The 19,514-nt window shown below is 41.3% G+C and carries 21 protein-coding genes and 3 pseudogenes; 23 read left to right on the top strand and 1 reads right to left on the bottom strand.

Translation table 11 applies throughout. The features are described 5' to 3' along the window. Positions 1 to 75: 75 nt before the first annotated feature. From JCM19038_RS04430 to JCM19038_RS04525, 21 genes and pseudogenes are all read left to right on the top strand, one after another. A pseudogene (locus tag JCM19038_RS04430) lies at positions 76 to 1,220 on the top strand (sensor histidine kinase). 66 nt (positions 1,221 to 1,286) lie between these two features. After that, positions 1,287 to 2,006 carry a response regulator transcription factor gene (locus tag JCM19038_RS04435; RefSeq protein WP_042414959.1) on the top strand — a complete coding sequence of 240 codons (720 nt, stop codon included), beginning with the start codon at positions 1,287 to 1,289 and terminating at the stop codon, positions 2,004 to 2,006. Positions 2,007 to 2,119: 113 nt separating this feature from the next. Then, on the top strand, positions 2,120 to 2,965 hold the full coding sequence (locus JCM19038_RS04440) for a DegV family protein (RefSeq protein ID WP_042414962.1): 846 nt from the start codon (positions 2,120 to 2,122) through the stop codon (positions 2,963 to 2,965). Between the two features lie 36 nt (positions 2,966 to 3,001). Beyond that, complete coding sequence (locus tag JCM19038_RS04445) at positions 3,002 to 4,456, top strand: DEAD/DEAH box helicase (RefSeq protein ID WP_052361066.1); 1,455 nt, start codon at positions 3,002 to 3,004, stop codon at positions 4,454 to 4,456. Positions 4,457 to 4,616: 160 nt separating this feature from the next. Further along, complete coding sequence (locus tag JCM19038_RS04450; protein WP_052361067.1) at positions 4,617 to 5,141, top strand: ComF family protein; 525 nt, start codon at positions 4,617 to 4,619, stop codon at positions 5,139 to 5,141. 80 nt (positions 5,142 to 5,221) lie between these two features. Further along, the gene (locus tag JCM19038_RS04455; protein ID WP_042414967.1) at positions 5,222 to 5,629 is read left to right on the top strand and encodes a TIGR03826 family flagellar region protein; all 408 of its coding nucleotides are present in this window, start codon (positions 5,222 to 5,224) and stop codon (positions 5,627 to 5,629) included. Positions 5,630 to 5,631: 2 nt separating this feature from the next. Then, positions 5,632 to 5,889, top strand: a complete 258-nt coding sequence (flgM, locus tag JCM19038_RS04460; RefSeq protein WP_042414970.1) for a flagellar biosynthesis anti-sigma factor FlgM — start codon at positions 5,632 to 5,634, stop codon at positions 5,887 to 5,889. Positions 5,890 to 5,901: 12 nt separating this feature from the next. After that, complete coding sequence (locus tag JCM19038_RS04465; RefSeq protein ID WP_042414973.1) at positions 5,902 to 6,405, top strand: flagellar protein FlgN; 504 nt, start codon at positions 5,902 to 5,904, stop codon at positions 6,403 to 6,405. Between the two features lie 14 nt (positions 6,406 to 6,419). Continuing rightward, the gene (gene flgK / locus JCM19038_RS04470; RefSeq protein WP_042414976.1) at positions 6,420 to 7,868 is read left to right on the top strand and encodes a flagellar hook-associated protein FlgK; all 1,449 of its coding nucleotides are present in this window, start codon (positions 6,420 to 6,422) and stop codon (positions 7,866 to 7,868) included. A gap of 19 nt (positions 7,869 to 7,887) precedes the next feature. Beyond that, a complete protein-coding gene (flgL, locus tag JCM19038_RS04475; protein ID WP_081831606.1) occupies positions 7,888 to 8,937 on the top strand; it encodes a flagellar hook-associated protein FlgL in 1,050 nt (349 codons plus the stop codon). A gap of 78 nt (positions 8,938 to 9,015) precedes the next feature. After that, a complete protein-coding gene (gene fliW, locus JCM19038_RS04480; RefSeq protein WP_052361069.1) occupies positions 9,016 to 9,477 on the top strand; it encodes a flagellar assembly protein FliW in 462 nt (153 codons plus the stop codon). Continuing rightward, positions 9,458 to 9,682, top strand: coding sequence for a carbon storage regulator CsrA (gene csrA, locus JCM19038_RS04485; protein ID WP_042358253.1), 225 nt, complete (start codon positions 9,458 to 9,460; stop codon positions 9,680 to 9,682). The genes fliW and csrA overlap by 20 nt, the downstream gene beginning before the upstream one ends. A gap of 337 nt (positions 9,683 to 10,019) precedes the next feature. Beyond that, the gene (locus JCM19038_RS04490) at positions 10,020 to 10,757 is read left to right on the top strand and encodes a response regulator transcription factor (RefSeq protein WP_042414981.1); all 738 of its coding nucleotides are present in this window, start codon (positions 10,020 to 10,022) and stop codon (positions 10,755 to 10,757) included. Positions 10,758 to 10,851: 94 nt separating this feature from the next. Next, positions 10,852 to 11,220, top strand: coding sequence for a hypothetical protein (locus tag JCM19038_RS04495; protein ID WP_042358255.1), 369 nt, complete (start codon positions 10,852 to 10,854; stop codon positions 11,218 to 11,220). Between the two features lie 18 nt (positions 11,221 to 11,238). Continuing rightward, positions 11,239 to 11,436, top strand: coding sequence for a YjfB family protein (locus JCM19038_RS04500; RefSeq protein WP_042414983.1), 198 nt, complete (start codon positions 11,239 to 11,241; stop codon positions 11,434 to 11,436). A gap of 160 nt (positions 11,437 to 11,596) precedes the next feature. Continuing rightward, complete coding sequence (locus JCM19038_RS04505; protein WP_042415179.1) at positions 11,597 to 11,929, top strand: flagellar protein FlaG; 333 nt, start codon at positions 11,597 to 11,599, stop codon at positions 11,927 to 11,929. 195 nt (positions 11,930 to 12,124) lie between these two features. After that, a pseudogene (locus JCM19038_RS25320) lies at positions 12,125 to 12,303 on the top strand (flagellar cap protein FliD N-terminal domain-containing protein); the annotation flags it as partial. A gap of 537 nt (positions 12,304 to 12,840) precedes the next feature. Beyond that, positions 12,841 to 13,866 (top strand): flagellar filament capping protein FliD, encoded by a 1,026-nt coding sequence (gene fliD / locus JCM19038_RS25325; RefSeq protein ID WP_373902418.1) that lies wholly within the window; start codon positions 12,841 to 12,843, stop codon positions 13,864 to 13,866. A 13-nt stretch (positions 13,867 to 13,879) separates the two neighbouring features. Next, entirely contained in the window at positions 13,880 to 14,290 is a 411-nt protein-coding gene (gene fliS, locus JCM19038_RS04515; RefSeq protein ID WP_042414984.1) for a flagellar export chaperone FliS, read from the top strand. Next, on the top strand, positions 14,287 to 14,649 hold the full coding sequence (locus tag JCM19038_RS04520) for a hypothetical protein (protein WP_042414985.1): 363 nt from the start codon (positions 14,287 to 14,289) through the stop codon (positions 14,647 to 14,649). Before fliS ends, JCM19038_RS04520 begins: the two co-directional genes overlap by 4 nt. Before the next feature lie 54 nt (positions 14,650 to 14,703). Next, on the top strand, positions 14,704 to 15,072 hold the full coding sequence (locus JCM19038_RS04525; protein WP_042414987.1) for a hypothetical protein: 369 nt from the start codon (positions 14,704 to 14,706) through the stop codon (positions 15,070 to 15,072). 35 nt (positions 15,073 to 15,107) lie between these two features. Here the strand turns inward: JCM19038_RS04525 and JCM19038_RS04530 are convergent, their stop codons facing one another. Continuing rightward, positions 15,108 to 16,037: a DUF6612 family protein gene (locus JCM19038_RS04530; protein WP_042414990.1), complete on the bottom strand. Its 930-nt coding sequence runs from the start codon at positions 16,035 to 16,037 to the stop codon at positions 15,108 to 15,110. A gap of 195 nt (positions 16,038 to 16,232) precedes the next feature. Here JCM19038_RS04530 and hpf point away from each other — a divergent pair. Both hpf and secA read left to right on the top strand, forming a co-directional pair. Beyond that, positions 16,233 to 16,797 (top strand): annotated as a pseudogene (gene hpf, locus JCM19038_RS04535) (ribosome hibernation-promoting factor, HPF/YfiA family). A gap of 191 nt (positions 16,798 to 16,988) precedes the next feature. Next, positions 16,989 to 19,502 carry a preprotein translocase subunit SecA gene (secA, locus tag JCM19038_RS04540; protein WP_042414993.1) on the top strand — a complete coding sequence of 838 codons (2,514 nt, stop codon included), beginning with the start codon at positions 16,989 to 16,991 and terminating at the stop codon, positions 19,500 to 19,502. The last annotated feature ends 12 nt before the right edge of the window (positions 19,503 to 19,514 follow it).

Genomic DNA, 19,514 nt, shown 5'->3' on the forward strand with positions numbered 1-19,514 from the left:
AGAATGTGCTAAAATAATCATATCGAATCGCACGATAGTGTCAAACAAACGATTCGAAAGGCTGGTGATTATGGAATGGGTTCTAAACAATCGCTAGACCAAATCATTGAGCAAATGATGGACACGGTTAGAGATAGTAAAGAACAGATCTTTGAAATCTGTGAGAAAACGAGAAAAGAATACGCGGGGTTGGAGATCGAATTAAAAGATTTGCGTGTGAAAGTTGCGGAGATCATTCGATTGACAGATCAGAAAGAAATCCATGCCAAATTGGCCCGCAACCGCTTAGCAGAAGTTAGTCGTGAATTTGGAAAGTACAGTAATGAAGAAGTTCGGAAAGCGTATGAGCATGCCAACGAACATCAAATACAATTGGCCGTATTAAATCAAGAAGAGAAACAAGTTAGAGAGCGACGGGATCAAGTTGAGCGCAGGTTGCTCGAGCTTGAGGACACGATTGAAAGAGCAGAATTGCTCGTTGGACAAGTGTCAGTCGTTCATAATTTCCTCGTTGGTGACTTACGTGAAGTAGGAGAAATTGTTGAAGACGCGAAAGAAAAGCAAGCTTTTGGTCTGAAGATTATCCAAGCGCAAGAAGCTGAAAGAAAACGTGTTGCGAGGGATATTCATGACGGTCCTGCCCAGCTTTTAGCGAATGTGTTACTTCGCGCTGAATTAGTTGAACGTCTCTATTATGATCAGGGCATTGAAAGTGCACTTCAAGAAGTTAAAGACGTTAGACAAGCAATTAAGATGAGCCTTGCTGACGTAAGGCGAATCATTTATGATTTACGGCCAATGGCTTTAGATGATCTTGGCTCATTCCCACATTGCGAAAGTATTTAAGCTCAGTAGATGAGCGTGAAGACATGAATGTGAATTTACGTTTTCTCGTACTAGGCGATGAACGAAGAATGGAGCCGAATTTAGAAGTCGCGCTGTTCCGCCTCGTTCAAGAAGCTGTCCAAAACGCATTAAAGCATGCAAATGCGTCTCAAATTATTGTTAAAGTACAGTTACTACAAGAGCGGGTACTGCTCATTATCTCTGATGATGGTTTAGGGTTTGATCAGTCAGAGAAGAAAGAAGGTAGTTTCGGTATAATGGGTATGAAAGAGCGAGTCAACATGCTGAAAGGTCAATTTACCATTGAGAGTGCTAAGGGTAAAGGGACTAAGTTAATGTTTTCCGTACCTGTTGAATTAAAACAAGAAGTTTAATAGACTTTGAATTTTAACGCGACGCACGAGGAGTAGATCCTTGTACGCGGAGAGGTGAGTATAGTGATGTTAGATCGAGAACAGGATCAAATAAAACTTCTTCTAATTGATGATCATAAATTATTTAGAGAAGGTGTCAAACGTATATTGGCGATGGAGAACGAATTTGATGTTGTCGCTGAAGGAGACGACGGTAGTGAAGCTGCTGAACTCGTAGCGAAACATCGACCAGACGTTGTTCTAATGGATATTAACATGCCAGGAGTTAATGGAGTAGAGGCGACAAAGCACCTCATTGAAAGATTTCCTGATGTGAAAGTGTTAATTCTTTCCATTCATGATGATGAAACGTATGTGACACACGTATTAAAAACAGGTGCTGCAGGCTATTTATTGAAAGAGATGGATGCAGATGCACTCATTGAAGCAGTGAAAGTGGTCGGTTCAGGTGGGGCGTATATTCACCCGAAAGTCACGCACAACCTAATTAAAGAGTACCGCCGATTGGCAACAGGTGATCGTGTTGCGGCAACGAGCGATCAAACTGAGGTTGGCTTTAGAGAAGTGGAATACCGCAAGCCACTGCACATTCTGACACGTAGAGAATGTGAAGTTCTACAGCTGATGACTGATGGCTTTAGTAACCGAATGATCGGTGAAGACCTCTATATTAGTGAAAAGACCGTTAAGAACCACGTAAGTAATATCCTTCAGAAGATGAACGTAAACGACCGTACGCAAGCTGTTGTTGAGTCCATTAAAAAAGGCTGGGTCAAAGTAAGATAATAAAAAAGTCGGAGCATCCTACGTGCTTCGACTTTTTTTCTGTTTTTCTTTCATTTAGTTTGAAAAAAACTTATAGTATACATAGGAACATAATGGAGAAGTGGGGTCCAAATATGTCAAAAATAGCGATTGTAACCGACAGTACAGCATATCTTGATCAGGAAACGATCGAGCAATATCAAATTAAAGTACTTCCTTTAAGTGTGAACTTCGGGGAAGAGACAATTGAAGAAACAAACCTTGGATACGAGAAGTTTTACGATAAGATGAGAAGCTTCCCCGATCTACCGACGACCTCTCAACCTGCACTCGGTCATTTCATTGAAACGTACGAGCAATTAGCAAGAGACCACGATGCAATCTTGTCGTTTCATCTATCAAGTGGAATTAGTGGAACGTTCCAAACAGCTGTGAGTGCGGCACGTTCAATTGAACATGCGAAGGTATATCCTTTTGATAGTGAGATCAGTTGTGAACCTCAAGCATTTTTCATTAGGGAAGCTGCACAAATGATCGAAGACGGTAAAGATGTGGATGAAATCTTCAAGCGTTTATCAGAGGTACGTGAAACATTACAAGCCTACTTCATCGTTGATGACTTAAATCACCTTCATCGTGGAGGGCGTTTAAGCGGTGCACAACGTTTAATTGGTAGTGCACTTAAAATTAAGCCGATCTTAACGTTTGAAAACAAAGTCATCGTGCCTTATGAGAAAGTTAGAACGTACAAGAGAGCTTTGCAACGAGTCTTAAGTTTTCTTGATCAATCAGCAAGTGAAGGTAAACAAATAAATGCTAGTGTCATTCATGCGAATGCCTTACCTGAAGCAGAGCGAATTCAAAAGGAGATTCAGGAAAAGTACGATAACGTTACCGTTTCCATCTCATATTTTGGCCCTGTTATTGGTACGCACCTCGGGGAGAATTCTATTGGAGTGACATGGTATGAAAGTAATTAAAGACGGCTTAGCCGTCTTTTTTTAGGAGGAATGCTTTTGAAATGTGTTTGGGTTGTTCCGAAAGGACAGTTGGAGCCAGTCGTATTACCGTGTGACTTGGTCCAGCAAGATGACGACGTACAATCAGAAGCTGCAGTCATTACACACCTTAAGCCTAGTCCGCCACTTCCGACGCTAGAAGGGAAGTCTTTACTCACAAGTGAGCTCACTGACCAACAAATTGTTACTCGTCGCCAATTGATTGCAGGAACTGTGCAGCTTAGTATAGGAATTTCATTAAAGCGTTCTGCACCAACATGCAACCGTTGTGGGAATCAAGATAAAGAGCAATTCGCCATGTTTGATTGTTATTGGTGCGGCCGTAACGAGTGCTTATATTGTCGTTCTTGCATCATGATGGGTAAAGTAACGACGTGTACACCACTCGTCCATATTCCGATTACTGAACCATTTCCAAAGACACGACTGAATTGGCATGGTTTACTGACCGACGCACAAAAGCGTGCCTCCAACCAAATGGTTGAAATTCTCCAACATCGAACAGACAATGAGTTGCTCGTATGGGCGGTGTGTGGTGCAGGCAAAACTGAAATGCTTTTCCCGCTTATTATTGAAGCGATTGATCAAAAGAAAACGCTACTTATTGCGACCCCTAGAACCGATGTTGTACTTGAGTTAATCCCCCGAATCAGACAAGCATTTCCGAACTTACGGAGTATCGCTCTTTATGGCGGAAGTGAAGAACGTTTTCAATCTGCACCTTTAGTTATCTCAACAACGCACCAAACGCGACGTTATTTTCAATACTTTGACGTTGTAATCATCGACGAAATCGATGCATTTCCTTATCACTACGATAAATCTCTTCGTTTTGCTGTCAATAAAGCGGCAAAGCCCTCTGCAAAATTCTACTATTTAAGTGCTACTCCTCCACAATCACTTATAAAAAAGTTAAAAACTAACAACCAAATTGCTATGATTAACCGCAGGTATCATGGCTTCCCTTTGCCTGTCCCTAGCTTAAAATGGATTGGTGATTGGCGTTCTTATGTGGAACGTGGAAAACTACCTCCTAAATTAAAAGCTTGGATGAACCGTCAAGAACGAGAGTCAGACCGACAATTACTCATTTTCGTACCGAGTATCAACGTTTCTGAGCGACTAGAATCAATCATTGCTCGTAAAGATATCATTTGTGTTCACAGTCAACACGCCAAGCGAAAAGAAATTGTCGAAGCATTTCGCCATAAACAGTATCATTGTCTAATTACAACGACGATCTTAGAACGAGGTGTAACCTTTCCGAGTGTTGATGTGTTTATTTTAGGTGCTGAAAACGATGTATTTACAATTGCAGCGCTCGTCCAAATTGCAGGCAGAGCGGGTCGGAGTTTAGAAGATCCAAAAGGAGACGTTCTTTTTTTACATGATGGGACGACGATTGCGATGAAGCAGGCAGTTAAGCAGATTAAAAGGATGAATGAGAGATGAGCAGTTGCTTTATTGTCAAAAACCAATTGACGAGCAATTAAGCTGGGATACGCTTTTAAGGCGTGAGTATCGTCGATTTTGTTACGCTTGTTCGCAGCAAATGATATGGATTAATGCGCTTCATTGCAGTCGTTGTTATAGACCTCAAGCAGACTCATCCGTGTGTTTAGACTGCGTTCGTTGGGAGAAAAGTACTTATTGGTCGAACAAATTAAGCCGTAATGTATCGCTTCTTTCCTATAATAATTGGGCACAAGACTTTGTTGCACGCTTTAAGTTCCGAAGAGACGTTGTTCTTGCAAAAGCATTTGAACAAGAACTGAAACGAATGTATGCAAGGAATTTCAATCAACACCTCATCGTTCCAATACCCTTAAGCGAAAAAAGAATGATCGAGCGTGGTTTTAATCAATCAGAAGTGATCGCACGTTGTATACGAACAAACATTACCGATGTTCTTATTCGTGTCATTCATGAAGAAAAAACGAGCAAGAAATTGCGTTGGCAAAGGGTAGCAGGTCGCTCTCGGCCATTTGAAGTGACGGATCGAAAGAGCGTTATGTTAAAGAATGTGGTGTTGGTTGATGATATTTATACAACGGGTGCGACTGTTCGTAAAGCGGCGACGGTTTTACTTGAAGCGGGGGCAACTTCAGTCAGTTCAATGACATTATTTCGGAGTTGATTTGTGAGCCTTTCGTCATACTTAAACTTCGCATGTACTAGCCGATATACTAAGTAGAAGAACAGTAGAGAGGTGGCAACGTGACAGAACTAGTTAATTGTGTATCGTGTGGGAGTTTGTACGTGAAAACGATTCGTGATCTTTGTCCTCGTTGCTACCAACAAGAAGAAGCCTATTTTAGACGAGTCAGTACGTTTTTAAGGCGACGAGAAAATCGACAATCAACGATTGCTGAGACGTCGAGTGCGACTGGAGTTTCTGAGCAGCGTATTTTGGATTACATTTCTCAAGGACGACTTCAGTTGATTGACTTACCGAATTTCGAATGGTCTTGTTACTTTTGTAAAGTGAAAACGAGATACGGAAAGTTGTGTAAATCATGCGAAAAGCAAATGTCAAAAGACCTTGCTGAACATATGGAAGAAAGCGATAATAAACGTAAACAAACGTATTATGTTAGAAACGACCACGATGGAAGGAGATCATGAATATGAAGATTAATCCGTACGGTTCTATTCATTCTTATTACCAATCATCCGCACAAAACGTCCAGTCTAAAGCGTCAGGGCATGAGAAAAAGGATTCGGTAGAGATCTCTTCGAAAGCGTTAGAAATGCAAGAAGAGCCTGTTCCAACTGAACGTGATAAGCGTATTCAAGAGCTACAACAAAAGATTGACAATGGTACGTATGAAATCGATGAACGAGCAGTAGCGAAGAAGCTTTATGAATTTTGGAATGGTCGATGAGGTGATGATTAGATGAGTCAAATTCATCAGTTTGTAGAAACGTTAGAAGAACTTCAGCAACGACATCATTATTTGTTATCGCTTGCGAAGAAGAAGACAGAATGCCTTCAAAAAGCTGACATTCAGGGGATCCAAGACCTCGTGAAACTGGAAGCAGAGCAGATGAAAGAGTTGCGTTACCTTGAGCGCGAACGGAAATCGAGAAGTGAAGAAGTTGTTAAGTGGTATTGTCCAAAGCATGTGCAAGACTTGCCAATGAATGAATGGCTAGAGTATTTACCTGAAGAAGAAAAGAACGTCTTGCAATCCCTTAGAACAGACCTTAAAGCGACAATTGAAGAGTTGAAAGATCAAAATGAATTGAACCATCAACTCGTAACCGATAGTTTATCTGTAGTCGAAGCGACGTTAGATATGTTACGACCAGAAGACAATTCACAGTCATATCAGCCACCGAACCAAGTACAAGGAAATGAAAGTAAGCAGCATTTTTCAGCGTTTGATTCGAAAGCGTAAGGAAGGAGAACGTGATGACGTCAACATTTCACGGATTACAAACGGCTTATAAAGGGTTAATGGCTCAGCAACGAGCGTTACAGACAACTGGACATAATATCGCAAACGCGAATACACCTGGCTATACACGTCAACGTGTGAACTTTAATGCATCACAAGCTTTTCCAGCACCTGGCATGAATGCGCCTTCGATTGCGGGGCAAATCGGTACTGGAGTCGATGTAGAATCAGTGCAACGGGTACGTGATGAGTTTTTAGATTTGCAATACCGAGGCGAGAGTTCAAGAGCAGGGTATTGGGGGAAAATGCATGAAGCGTACATTCGAATGGAAGACATTATGAATGAACCGTCAGATTCTGGCCTCGGAATTGTGATGGATGATTTTTGGCGTGCCATTGAAGTTCTAGCGGACAATCCAAGTGATAAAAGTGCACGGGAAGTCGTACGACAACAAGGTGAGACACTTGCGGATACATACAATTATATCGTTGACTCGTTAACAAGCGTCCAGCAAGAGCTAAAGCATGAGCTTGACGGTACGACAAAGCAAGTAAACACGTTACTAGAGCAGATTCATAATCTTAACAAAGATATCAATCGCTTAGAACCACACGGCTATTTACCGAATGACCTTTATGACGAACGCGATCGATTAATCGATGAATTGTCAGAGCTCATTCCAATTGAAGTGAAATACGCTGAAGAACCACCGAAAGACAACCGTCACCCGACGGCGTTAGGTCCGTTAGAGATTCATTTGAAGAATTCAAATGGTGAAGAAAGTAAGATACTCGATGCAGATGGTGTTTCTAAGATGACTGTCCATGAGTCTGCTGGTGTGGTGGAGTCCATTAGTTTTGAAGGGAATATTGAGATGGATATCCCTTCACAACACGGCAAAGTAGCTGCGCTCGTTGAGAGTTACGGGTATGCCGATGGTGATAATGTTGCTGGTGTGTATCCAGAGATGTTAAATGAACTTCAAACGATGATGAAAGAATTTGTAGATGGATTTAATGGAATTCATAATGGCGGATTCAATCTAGAAGGTGAACCTGGTGGAGACTTTTTTGTTTTTCCTGAAAATGAAAACCGTCTGACATTACATGAAGATATTAACGATTTGGATAACATCGCAGCTTCCGGGAGTGGTGTTTCAGGTGACGGCTCGAACGCGTTAGCATTGTCTAATCAAATCGAACAACTGCAAGAATCATACCGTGCAATTATCGGTGAAATGGCTGTTGCGACGAACAATGCTGCGCGTATGGATTATACGAGTGGTGTTCGTCAATCAACCATTGAACAGAACCGATTGTCGATGAGTGCGGTAAGCCTCGATGAAGAAATGGTGAATATGATTTCATTTCAGCATGCATACAATGCGGCGGCGAGGCAAATTACGATGATTGATGAAATGCTGGATCGAATTATTAATGGTATGGGAATCGTCGGTAGGTAAAAGAAAGTGAGGTGACGATATGCGGGTCACTCAGTCTATGATCGCAAATCAAACGTTAAGGCATATCCAGTCAAACTACAACAACATTTCAAAGTACCAAAATCAACTGAACACGGGGAAGAAGTTTAGTCGTGCATCGGAAGATCCGTTATCGGCGACGAGTGGGATGCATTATCGTACTCAAGTTCGTGAAATTGAACAATTTCAAAGAAATCTATCATCTGCACATACGTGGATGGAGACGAGTGATCAAGCGCTTTATGATGTAAACACGAGCTTACAACGAATGCGAGAGCTCACATCTCAAGCGGCAAATGATACGTACGATAGCGAGCAGCGCAAAGCGGCTGCAGAAGAAATTGGACAGCTGATTGATCACATCAAAGACTTAGGTAATACGAAGGTCAATAACAAATACATTTTCAATGGGACCGATACAGAAAATCGACCGATTGATAAATCGAAATTCGACATTACGGTAGAAGACCCTAACGCTCCCCCTGATGGGACGATGTTATTTTACGAAGGTGTGTTATACGAATTTACGGATGGTAGTTACCAAGAACATGGCATAGACCCTGAAGATGAAGGACGAACACCTGGTGAGATTGATGTTAGTAAAGCGGTCTTCTTTGAAAGTGGTGCCATTTCCATTAACGAAGATGACGTCGAATTGCAGATGATGAAAGGCGTAAACATGCCAATCAATGCGAATGGTGCGGATATCTTTGGCTATGAAGCTTTTGGTGAACTCATTTTACTAGAACGTTCAATGAAAAATGCGGACTCGGGTACGGAGATTGGTGCCCATTTAGACGTGCTTGATCAACAGCTTGATCGTGTGTTATCAGCGGAGGCAAACATTGGTGCGCGGCAAAATCGGATTATGATGACTGAGAATCGTATGGATCAACAATTAATAACCGCTACCCGAATTATGTCGGACAATGAAGATGTTGATTTCGCGGAAGCGATTATCCAACTCGTATCGCATGAAAGTATCTTAAATGCGTCTTTATCAGCGGGTGCTAGAATTATGCAACCGAGTTTAATAGACTTTTTACGTTAATAAAGCCTTGATTTAGGCTTTATTTTTTTGTTACTAGCAAAATAATCAGGTAAAATAAAGAAAAAAAGTAGGTGAGGGTTGGTTGAACATTTCAACGAAATATTTCGGGGATGTTACTGTGGACGAAACGAAGAGTATTACATTCCCTTATGGCTCCCAGCGTTTGAGACGGAGCATACGTTCTTTTTGCTGCCAATGGCTAGTGATGAATTTACACCATTTCAAATTTTACAATCTGCAAAAACGAAGGATTTGGCCTTTGTTGTTTGTGAAATCTTTCAATTTTTCCCAGACTTCGAAGCAGAACTTTCACCTTATGAAATTGAATCGCTACGTTTGAATGAAGCGAAAGAGGCAACGTTACTTGGGATTATTACAGTGCAAGACCCATTTCAATCCTCAACGATTAATTTGGCTGCTCCAATCGTTATGAATGTAAAAGAGAGGTTGGCTAAGCAAGTGATCGTAGAAGAGAGTGTAGCGCGTCGTAGAGCGCTATTGCTTCAGAGGGAGGAAGCGTATGCTCGTACTGACACGTAAAGTCGATGACGCAATCATGATTGGGGATGACATCGAATTAAAAGTGATTAGCATCGAGAAGGATCAAGTGAAACTCGGTATTGCAGCACCAAAGCATGTGAGCATACATCGAAAAGAAATTGTTGTTGATATTGCAAAAGAAAATCAAGCTGCGGCATCAATTTCACAGGAACTATTTTCCCAGATAACGAATCGGAATGAATAGCATAAATAATAGATATTTAGACTAGATATAGAAATATAAGTCTATAAGATTATATTTCTATTTACCTGTAATTGAGGAATTGGAAAAAGTTCAGAAAAGTGTACGGCAAAGCAATATAAAATACCTAGTCCTTTGCTGTCTTTTAGTAGGATCCCTTATTTTGTCATGATTATCGCACCTTGTTTGATGATTGGATCATTGTTAATCTTTCAACATAATTATGTTTTTCACCTGTGTGAAATATTAGATTTGATACAGTTTTTAGTTCTAAAGTCCTTTCATTAACTGTTGTTCTTGCTCGGTTGATGTTGGATTGATGATAAAGGAGGGATTGTTGATGCACACCTCTGCCCAACTGCACTTTGGCAATAAGACTGGAAAGACGCTTCCCTTTCTTTGGCTACAATTAGGTGGAAAAAGGAACGATGAATTCCTACTTACTGCTTTAAAGGCTAGTGGCTTTAAGACAAAGTACTTAGAACAGATCCCAGACACGGTAGACGATGTAGTAAATGATGTATCACTATTATCAAAAGAAGAGAGTTTTTATTTATTAGAGAGCGGACGACTGTATGGATTGATGAATCGTTTTCGTATCTGTGCTGCGATTCCAGCAGATACACCAGATCTTCTTAAGAAAACGGTAGAATCGGATATTACGACGTTAATTTGTATTAATCAAAGCTCAAGGTCGATTGCACAACACTTTGCTACAGCGATTGATTACTCGTCTTATGTAGATCCTCTATTACAAACGGAACTTATTGAAGTACTGCGACTAAATCGTTCGTCAGTCATTAACGAGCCTCCTTTTGAAATTGTAAAAAGGAATATGGACCCGGATGCTTTAATGCTTGATCATGCGAAAGCATCGATCCGCTTAACGGCGTCTGAATGTCGAGTGCTAGATTCAATTTTAAAAGGGAAAAGCAATCGAAAGATTGCTGAAGATGATTTTTTATCTGTTTCGACCGTGAACAATCACGTCAGTCAGTTGACGAAAAAGATTAACGCGAATGATCGGACACATGCAATTAAGCGGGTCATTCAATTAGGTTGGTTACGTTCTGGATAAGTCAATTAAACATTTTGACCAAACAAACCGATATAGGTAAGGGAAGCAACTCTATGAATGTTGCTTCTCAACTATCATTGTGGAGTTGGTGAATGTGCATGAACGGGAATTGTACAACCGGTTTGGCATTCTTGGTGACCGAGTCGTTTATGCTTTAGAACATGCTGAAGCTTTGATGGATTCAAAAGCAAAGTGTGATGAAGTTCTTCGGCATTTAAAAGAAGTGCTTCTGTTTTATTCTGAGCTCGAAGGTTTGATTCCTAGAACAGGTGACAATCGAGAAATTGGAAACATAAAGGCAAGGCTGACACGAAATCGTCGTGGGATTGAGGAAGTGATGTATCTCGTGGAACTAGGGAATACCGTGCGTGCATCTGAAATGCTCTCATTGACAATCCTTCCGGCTAGTCGGCGTTTGAATGAGCATTGCATGTCTGCATTATCACTTGAGCCAAATGTCTAAGTAGATGGAGGAACTGAGATGGATATTGCTGGTTTATCAATGTTGCAATCTCAACAGGCGACTCAACTTAATGTGAATGTTGCACTACTTAAGAAATCTCAAGATGTTGCTGTTGAGCAACATCAACAATTAGATCGTATGCAAGTTGATACTAGGGTGGAAGCGGTAAAAGTTACTGAACCGTTTAAAGGAGCACAGGTTGATGTTCGTGCATAAGAACAATATCCTATTCGGGTGTTGTTCTTTTTTATTATGGAACCCTGATTGTAGCAGTTTTATATGGCTAAAGAAGGATTTCTGCGTTTGGGACTATAGAGTGCGGGCGATCCGCCGATATAGTAAACAAACATGTGGAAAGTAGGTATCTGCTGTGCGAATGAATGACATTACGGGCATGGAATTCAGAGGACGTATAAATGGAGTACAGGAACAGTTACCAAGTAAAGAGAAAACGAGAGTGCTAGAAGAGAAGGGTCGTCCAATTAATAAGGAAACAGTTCGTATACATGTCGAAGAGGCGAATCGTCAATTTGAGTCACGTCATACGAATTTGCGTTTTAAGATTCATGAAGATTTATCAAGGATTTATGTACAAGTCATCGATCGTCAGTCTGAAGAAGTGATACGAGAAGTCCCTCCAGAGAAGCTTCTTGATTTGAACGCAGCAATTTTAAAGCAAGCAGGCATGATTATTGATGTTGAACGTTGACAGTTGCATGTAGCAATTGTCTTTTTTATGAAGAGCTGAAAAGGAATTGTGATTGAACGTTAACAAGTTATCAAATGAGTCGATATAAAGAATAAGTCAAGAAGCGGGGTGGCTGTAATGAGAATTTCCGGTTTTGCGTCAGGAATGGATATTAACCAAATGGTATCAGACTTAATGAGAGCAGAACGAGCTCCGATGGATAAATTTACCCAACAACAGACATTTAAGAATTGGCAAGTCGATGCTATAGAGAATTAAACACAAAGGTTCGAGCGTTTGAACAGTCGATCTTTGATCGCTTGTTAACACCTAGTCGTTTTTTAGCGAGAACAGGTAGTTCAACGAATGAATCACTCGTTTCAGTAACATCAACGTCAGGAACAGGAAACTCGCACTATACGATCGATCGAGTAAATCAATTGGCAAAGGCAGCTTCGACACATAGTAAGTCGAAAATTAACGGTGAAGAAGGCATTGATCCTAACACATCTTTCAAAGATCTAAATTTAGATTCAATGAGTTGGGCTAAAGGTCAAGTAAAAAGAGACCTTTTAGAACGTGGTGAAGATGGCGTTTATAGGCTCGGGCTTGAGGGTGAAAGCATTGGTGAGAGCCCAGTCGTTCGAGTGAATGGACGAGAATATGAAGTAGTAAGCGATATGGATAACCTAGATGAAGGAAAAGTCTTCATCGAAAACGGAGAGCTAACGTTTGCCCTTGATGAAGTCTCAGAGAATGCACGCGTCGAAGTGGAGTATGTTGACCCGAGTGGAGAAGGGAATTATACGAAAGCAAGTATGAGCACGTTTGACGCGAATGGCGAACAACAGACACATACGATGTTCATTACCGAATCCGATTCTTTACGCAGTGTGATGAACAATTTTAACAATAGCCCGATTGGGGTTACGATGTTTTATGATGAATTTTCGAATCGTGTCTCCGTGAGTCGAACGGAGACAGGTGTGTTTAATCAACAAGAGGGTTCTGATGAGATTATTTTCAATACGTTGAATCTGCCTTCAAATAATGAAGGTGAAGACGTATCAAATGGTGAACAGTCATTTAACTTTTTCAATAGTGTCCTAAATCTTGAATCAGGCCAACACGGTGCGCAAAACGCCAAGTTTGAGATTAATGGATTAGAGACTGAGAGACAATCGAATACATTCACAATCGGCAACTTAACGATGACACTAAGAGGTCAATTTGATGAGCCGATCAGTGTTTCTTCCTCTGTTGATACAGAAAATATCGTAAAGAACATTACAGAGTTCGTTGAGGAGTACAATGCGCTCATTGAAGAAATGAACGGGTTAGTCAATGAACGGCAAAATCGAGATTATCCTCCTCTTACGAGTGAACAACGAAGTGAGATGTCTGATCATGAGATTGAACTTTGGGAAGAGAAGGCTCAAAGTGGACTAATGAGTCGGGATCGTGAACTGCAAAGCTTCTTAACGAATATGCGGATGACGCTTTATCAATCTGTGGATCAAGATCAATCCAATATTCGCCATTTAGGGGATCTCGGGATTACAACCTCAACGGATTACTTGGATAATGGAAAGCTCGTCATTGATGAAGCGAAGCTTCAGGCAGCGGTGGAGAACGATCCAGAAGGGGCGTATCATTTCTTCGCTGGGTCAGGTGAGAACCAAGGAATTGCCCGTCAACTTCGTCAAGATGTCAACAATGGGATTGACGCCATTTCTCGAAAAGCCGGTGGTTCTAACGGGCGTCACCAAAACCATCAATTTGCTATTGGTCGTGAATTGAATCAATTGGATTCGAGAATTGAGAACTTTGAGCGGCGATTAGCACAAAAGGAACAGCGATATTGGCGCCAGTTCACTGCGATGGAACAAGCCATTGCCCGTTCAAATAGTCAAGGAGATATGCTGTATAACTTTATGTTTGGTAACGGTAATTTCTAAAGGGGGCTTACGAATGACGTATACTCAGGCAATGTCTCAACAAGCGTATCAACAAAACCAATTTCAAACGGCTTCTCCTGGAGAATTAACGTTGATGTTGTATAACGGCTGTTTGAAGTTTTTGAGGTTGGCAAAACGAGGATTAGAAGCAGAGAACTATGAAGAAAAGAATAAGAACATCACAAAAGCGCAAAATATTATTCGGGAATTGATGGTCACGTTGCAAGTGAACGATGAGACGAGTGAACAGATGCTCAAACTTTATGATTACGTTCATGACCAACTTATTCAAGCTAACGTACATAACCGCAAAGAGAACTTAGATAACGCAGAAGCGATTGTGACAGAGTTTCGTGATACGTGGAAGCAAGTCATTCAAGTCGATCGTCAAAACCGTCATCAAGGTGGGCAATTGCCTGTATGAGCAACTTAAATGCTTTGCATGAGTTAACGATTAAGCTATATGATCACCTTACATTGCCGTTACCGACAAATGATGATGATCGGGATCAATACATCGAGAAAGTCGATCGCTATTTAGAGCGAAGAGAATTAAGGCTGTCTTCGTTGCACCAAGTTGAACGAAACAAAAAAACCATGATCGTCGCGAAAGAGATTATGGACATGAACAATAAGATCGATATGAAATTACAAGAAGTAAGAAGCGTCATTGGTCGAGACTTACATCGTGTGCGTGCTCAAAAGCAGATCAATGATCAATACGAAGGAACAACACCGTCGCAACAACCGATGACGAGTTATTATTTTGATCAGAAAAACTAAGCTTCGAATTTAAATTTTCGAGGCTTTTTGCTATGGTTGCAGTGAGGTGATGACATGGAGATCGGCGTCGAGAGCCAAGTCAAATTTTTAGAGCGGTTAACAGAATATCTAGAAACCGTGACGGATGGTTTGCAGCTTGTTACTCAGTTTTACCATCAAGGTGAGACGGAGCCTGCGGATCGTTTGCGGGAAGAGCTTATTCAAGGGTTCGAGCGGTTCGGGGATGAAAATGTCACGATGTATGCGATATTTCGTTCAGATGAACAGGCTTATGAAGAATGGCGAAAGCTCTTAGAAGAAGTAAAGCAACCGTTTGACTCGCTTTCTGTTAAAGGAAAGCAAGAACGTATTGCTACAGTCACGTTGCCGGCATTTCAGCGTTTTTTATTAACATCACAGCGGTTACTACGTGAGAAGAAGTGAAATACAAGAATAAGCTGCCTACTGGAATAGGCAGCTTATTCGGTTCCTTCTTGTTGCATGTTTTGGAAAGCTTCTGTATCAATTTGTACAGGCTCTGCTTCTTCTTTAACAAAGTCAGGGATCGTGATGGGATCAATCTCATTGTGGCGATTGTACGTCAGGTCTAATTGTTGATTTGCATGAATTTGTGCACCTTGTTCAGGTGAGATGAACAGTTCAATCGAAGTAGAGAACGATTCTAAGTACTTTGATTCGCGATCGATTGTAAGTTCATAATTTAACGATTGAATGGTAAGAAGTGATTGCAAATCATCCATCATTAAGCCAAACCCTCCTTGCAAAACGTCAGAAATCTGTTCACCTTGCTCATTGACAGTTTCCGTGTCACCAATTGCTGTAATCGTAATCGTCCCATCATCATTTTCTTCCAGCGACAAGGAGCTCTCTACAATGTAATCAAGAAGAATGCTTAACTGCTGTTCATCTTGGTAGTTCTGTAAAGAGTTCATGGATTGTAACGTTTCATCGGGCATGTGCATCCACGTTTCAAAGTTAGGTTCATAAATGTAGAACCCTTCTGTTTCATGTAAATAAGTTTCAAATGTTCGTTCGAGTTCTTCATCATTCGGGTCGGTCATCGTCGCAATTTCATGATAAGCAAAAGGGTCCTTCGATACCCATTGCGTCGTTTCGGTGTGAACATAAGATGTATTAATATTCCTTCGATTACGTTGTTCAGCAGACATGGATACTTCAAAGCTGTCCAATTGTTGCATTGCTTCCATTGATGAAGTGATCCATGAAAGTGCTTCTTCACTTTCATCTTCTTCAACATGTTGGTCTTCGTCAGTTATACGTTCATCTTCGGGGACGTCTCGTTCTGTATCTTCTTCATCAGAATCAAGACAAGCGGTAACGACACTGACAGTTACGGCGAGAGTGATGGATAGAAGTAATTTTCGCACAGTCAGATCCCCTTTCATTGGAGCTTCTGACTGTATCGTACCATATATTTTTGGATACTGTATGTGCGACGAAATAGACGGTTAGACCCTTAGGAAGAATGTTGTCATTTTATTGTAACGAATTTGTCGTTTTAGAAGGGATTTAAGAGTGGTATATAGAAAGTGTAGACATCCTGAAAGGAGGAGTTCTTGATGATGAATTACAACATCCGTGGTGAGAACATGGAAGTAACACCATCATTACGAGACTATGTGGAAAAGAAAGTTGGCAAGGTGGAGAGGTACTTTGACTCGACCTGTTGCTGACGTTCATGTTAAAATGCAGGTGAGAAGCACAAATGAACACAGTATTGAAGTGACGATTCCCATGTCTCAGCTTCTTCTACGAGCAGAAGAAAAGCATTCAGATATGTACGCGGCGATTGATCTCGTCGTTGAGAAGCTCGAACGACAAATTCGCAAGTACAAAACAAAGGTTAATCGCAAGTTTCGTCAAAGTGGAACAAAGGATATCTTTAAAAACGAAATCGGTGTAACGGAACTGTCGAACGGTTATTCTCCTGAAGAGGAAGAAGATTACTTTAACCTCGTTCGTACGAAACGTTTTAATTTAAAGCCGATGGATGCTGAGGAAGCCGTTCTACAAATGGACATGTTAGGCCACTCATTCTTCGTATTTTCAAATGCAGATAACGGTGATACAAATGTTGTTTACCGAAGAAAAGATGGTCGCTACGGTTTGATTGAACCAGAAGCTTAAAACGAGCGAAAGGGATCGCCCCAAATGATGGGCGATCCCTTTTTTTACGATACGACAAATTCCCCTCATTGTATCAAAGAAGACAAATTGTTAAAATAGGGATTGGAGACAATTGATACAAATTGGGTAAATAGGTAAAACCCTCATATACTCCATCAACATCAACCCAACTTTGAGAGGAAGATGGTCAAGTGATTGGTCTAATAAAGAAAGTTATTGGAGATACAGACGATAAAAAATTAAAGAAACTACAAAAGATTGTAGACAGTGTAAATGATCTTGGCGATGACATGAAAGCATTGTCTGACCACCAACTTGCCGAGAGAACAGAGAACTTCAAATCACGTTATGAAGGCGGAGAATCACTCGATGATCTACTGCCGGAAGCGTTTGCCGTCGTACGCGAAGGAGCAGACCGTGTGCTTGGAATGCGTCCATTTGATGTACAAGTAGTCGGTGGTGTTGTTTTGCATCGCGGTGATACAGCGGAAATGAAGACGGGTGAAGGTAAAACCCTTGTAGCAACGATGCCGGTTTATTTGAACGCGATTACTGGAAAAGGAGTCCACGTCGTTACGGTGAACGACTATCTTGCTAGGCGAGATAGCGAGCAAATGGGTGAACTGTACCGTTTCTTAGGGCTTACTGTCGGTCTAAATGAAAAAGGTCTAACAAAAGATGAGAAGCGTGAAGCATACAAGTGTGACGTCGTGTACGGAACGAACAATGAGTTTGGCTTTGATTATCTTCGTGACAATATGGTGTTATACAAAGATCAAATGGTTCAGCGTTCTCTTCACTATGCAGTGGTCGATGAAGTCGATTCAATTCTTGTTGACGAAGCAAGAACGCCACTCATCATTTCAGGTTCTGTTGAACAGAGCACAGACCTTTACGTAAAAGCTGATGGCTTCGTTCGGATGCTTCGGGAAGAAGAAGATTTTACGTATGAAGAGAAATCCAAAAACGTACGTTTAACAGAAGAAGGCGTTAATAAAGCGGAGAATTATTTTGGCTTAGATAACCTATTTGATTCTGGAAACGTTCAACTTACCCATCATATTAACCAATCGTTAAAAGCGCATCGTGCAATGAACCGTGATGAAGATTATGTAGTCGAAGAAGGCGAAGTTGTCATCGTTGACTCCTTTACAGGACGTCTGATGAAAGGACGCCGTTATGGAGACGGACTTCACCAAGCGATTGAAGCAAAAGAAAGCTTAGCCATCCAAAAAGAAAGTATGACACTAGCGTCCATCACGTTCCAAAACTACTTCCGTATGTACCAGAAATTGTCGGGAATGACCGGTACAGCTAAGACGGAAGAAGAAGAATTCCAAAACATTTACAACATGAACGTTATTTCTGTTCCGACGAACGTTCCGATTCAACGACAAGATCAATCTGATTTGATCTATCGTAAAATGGAATTCAAATTCAAAGCAGTTGCTGAACGTGTCGAGGAGATCCACAAAACAGGACAACCCATTCTAGTTGGTACAGCGAATGTGGATACATCTGAGCTCGTTTCAAAGATGCTTAAAAAACGAAAGATTGAACACAACGTCTTAAACGCTAAGAACCACGCGAATGAAGCAAAAATCATTACAAAGGCCGGAGAAAAAGGCGCAGTTACGATTGCGACGAACATGGCCGGTCGTGGTACAGATATTAAACTTGGAGAAGGTGTACCGGAGCTAGGTGGTTTGTTCGTACTCGGTACGGAGCGTAACGAAAGTCGTCGTATTGATAACCAGCTTCGTGGACGTTCAGGCCGTCAAGGTGACCCAGGAATGTCACAGTTCTATCTTTCAATGGAAGATACGCTCATGAGACGTTTTGCAAACGAACAAATGCAAAGTACGTTAGAAAAGATGGGTATGGAAGACGATGAGCCTCTTGAAAGTAAAGTTGTTACACGAATTGTTGAGTATTCTCAAAAACGAGTTGAGGGGCACAACTTCGATGCTCGTAAACAAATTCTTCAATACGACGATGTAATGCGTGAGCAGCGCGACATCATTTATAAGCAACGAATGGACGTGCTTGAGTCAGACAACCTTGAAGAAGTTGTAAGTGGCATGATGCAAAGTGTACTCGAACGAACGGTTGCACAGTTTACGCCTGAAAGTGAAGTACCGGAAGACTGGGATATTGATGGTCTGATTGCAGAGCTGAACAACTCTGTACTTTACCGTGGCGATGTTACGGTAAACGACTTGTATGGTAAGGAACCAGAAGAGATCGTTGAACTTCTTGAAGGTAAGGTCAAAGCCAACTACAAAGCCAAAGAAGCTGAAATTGGCGAAGAAAAGATGCGCGAGTTCGAAAAGGTCATTATGCTTCGTGCGGTTGATCGCAAATGGATGAATCACATTGATCAAATGGAGCAGCTACGTCAGGGAATTCACTTACGTGCGTATGCGCAAAACGACCCTCTTCGCGAATACCGTCAAGAAGGGTACAACATGTTCGAAATCATGGTTTCTGATATCGAGGAAGAAGTGACTCGTTATGTCATGAAAGCAAGAATTCGAAACAACATGCAGCGTGAACAAGTCGCTGAACAACAACAAGCGACCCACGGTGAACAAAAGCAGGAACAAAAGAAAAAACAACCGATCAAAAAGACACCTGAAGCAGGTCGTAATGAGCCTTGCCCATGTGGTAGCGGTAAGAAATACAAACATTGCCACGGTGCATAATAAAGGATGATA

This window comes from Geomicrobium sp. JCM 19038, from assembly GCF_000698125.1.
In the GTDB taxonomy this organism is placed as follows: domain Bacteria; phylum Bacillota; class Bacilli; order Bacillales; family Marinococcaceae; genus Geomicrobium_A.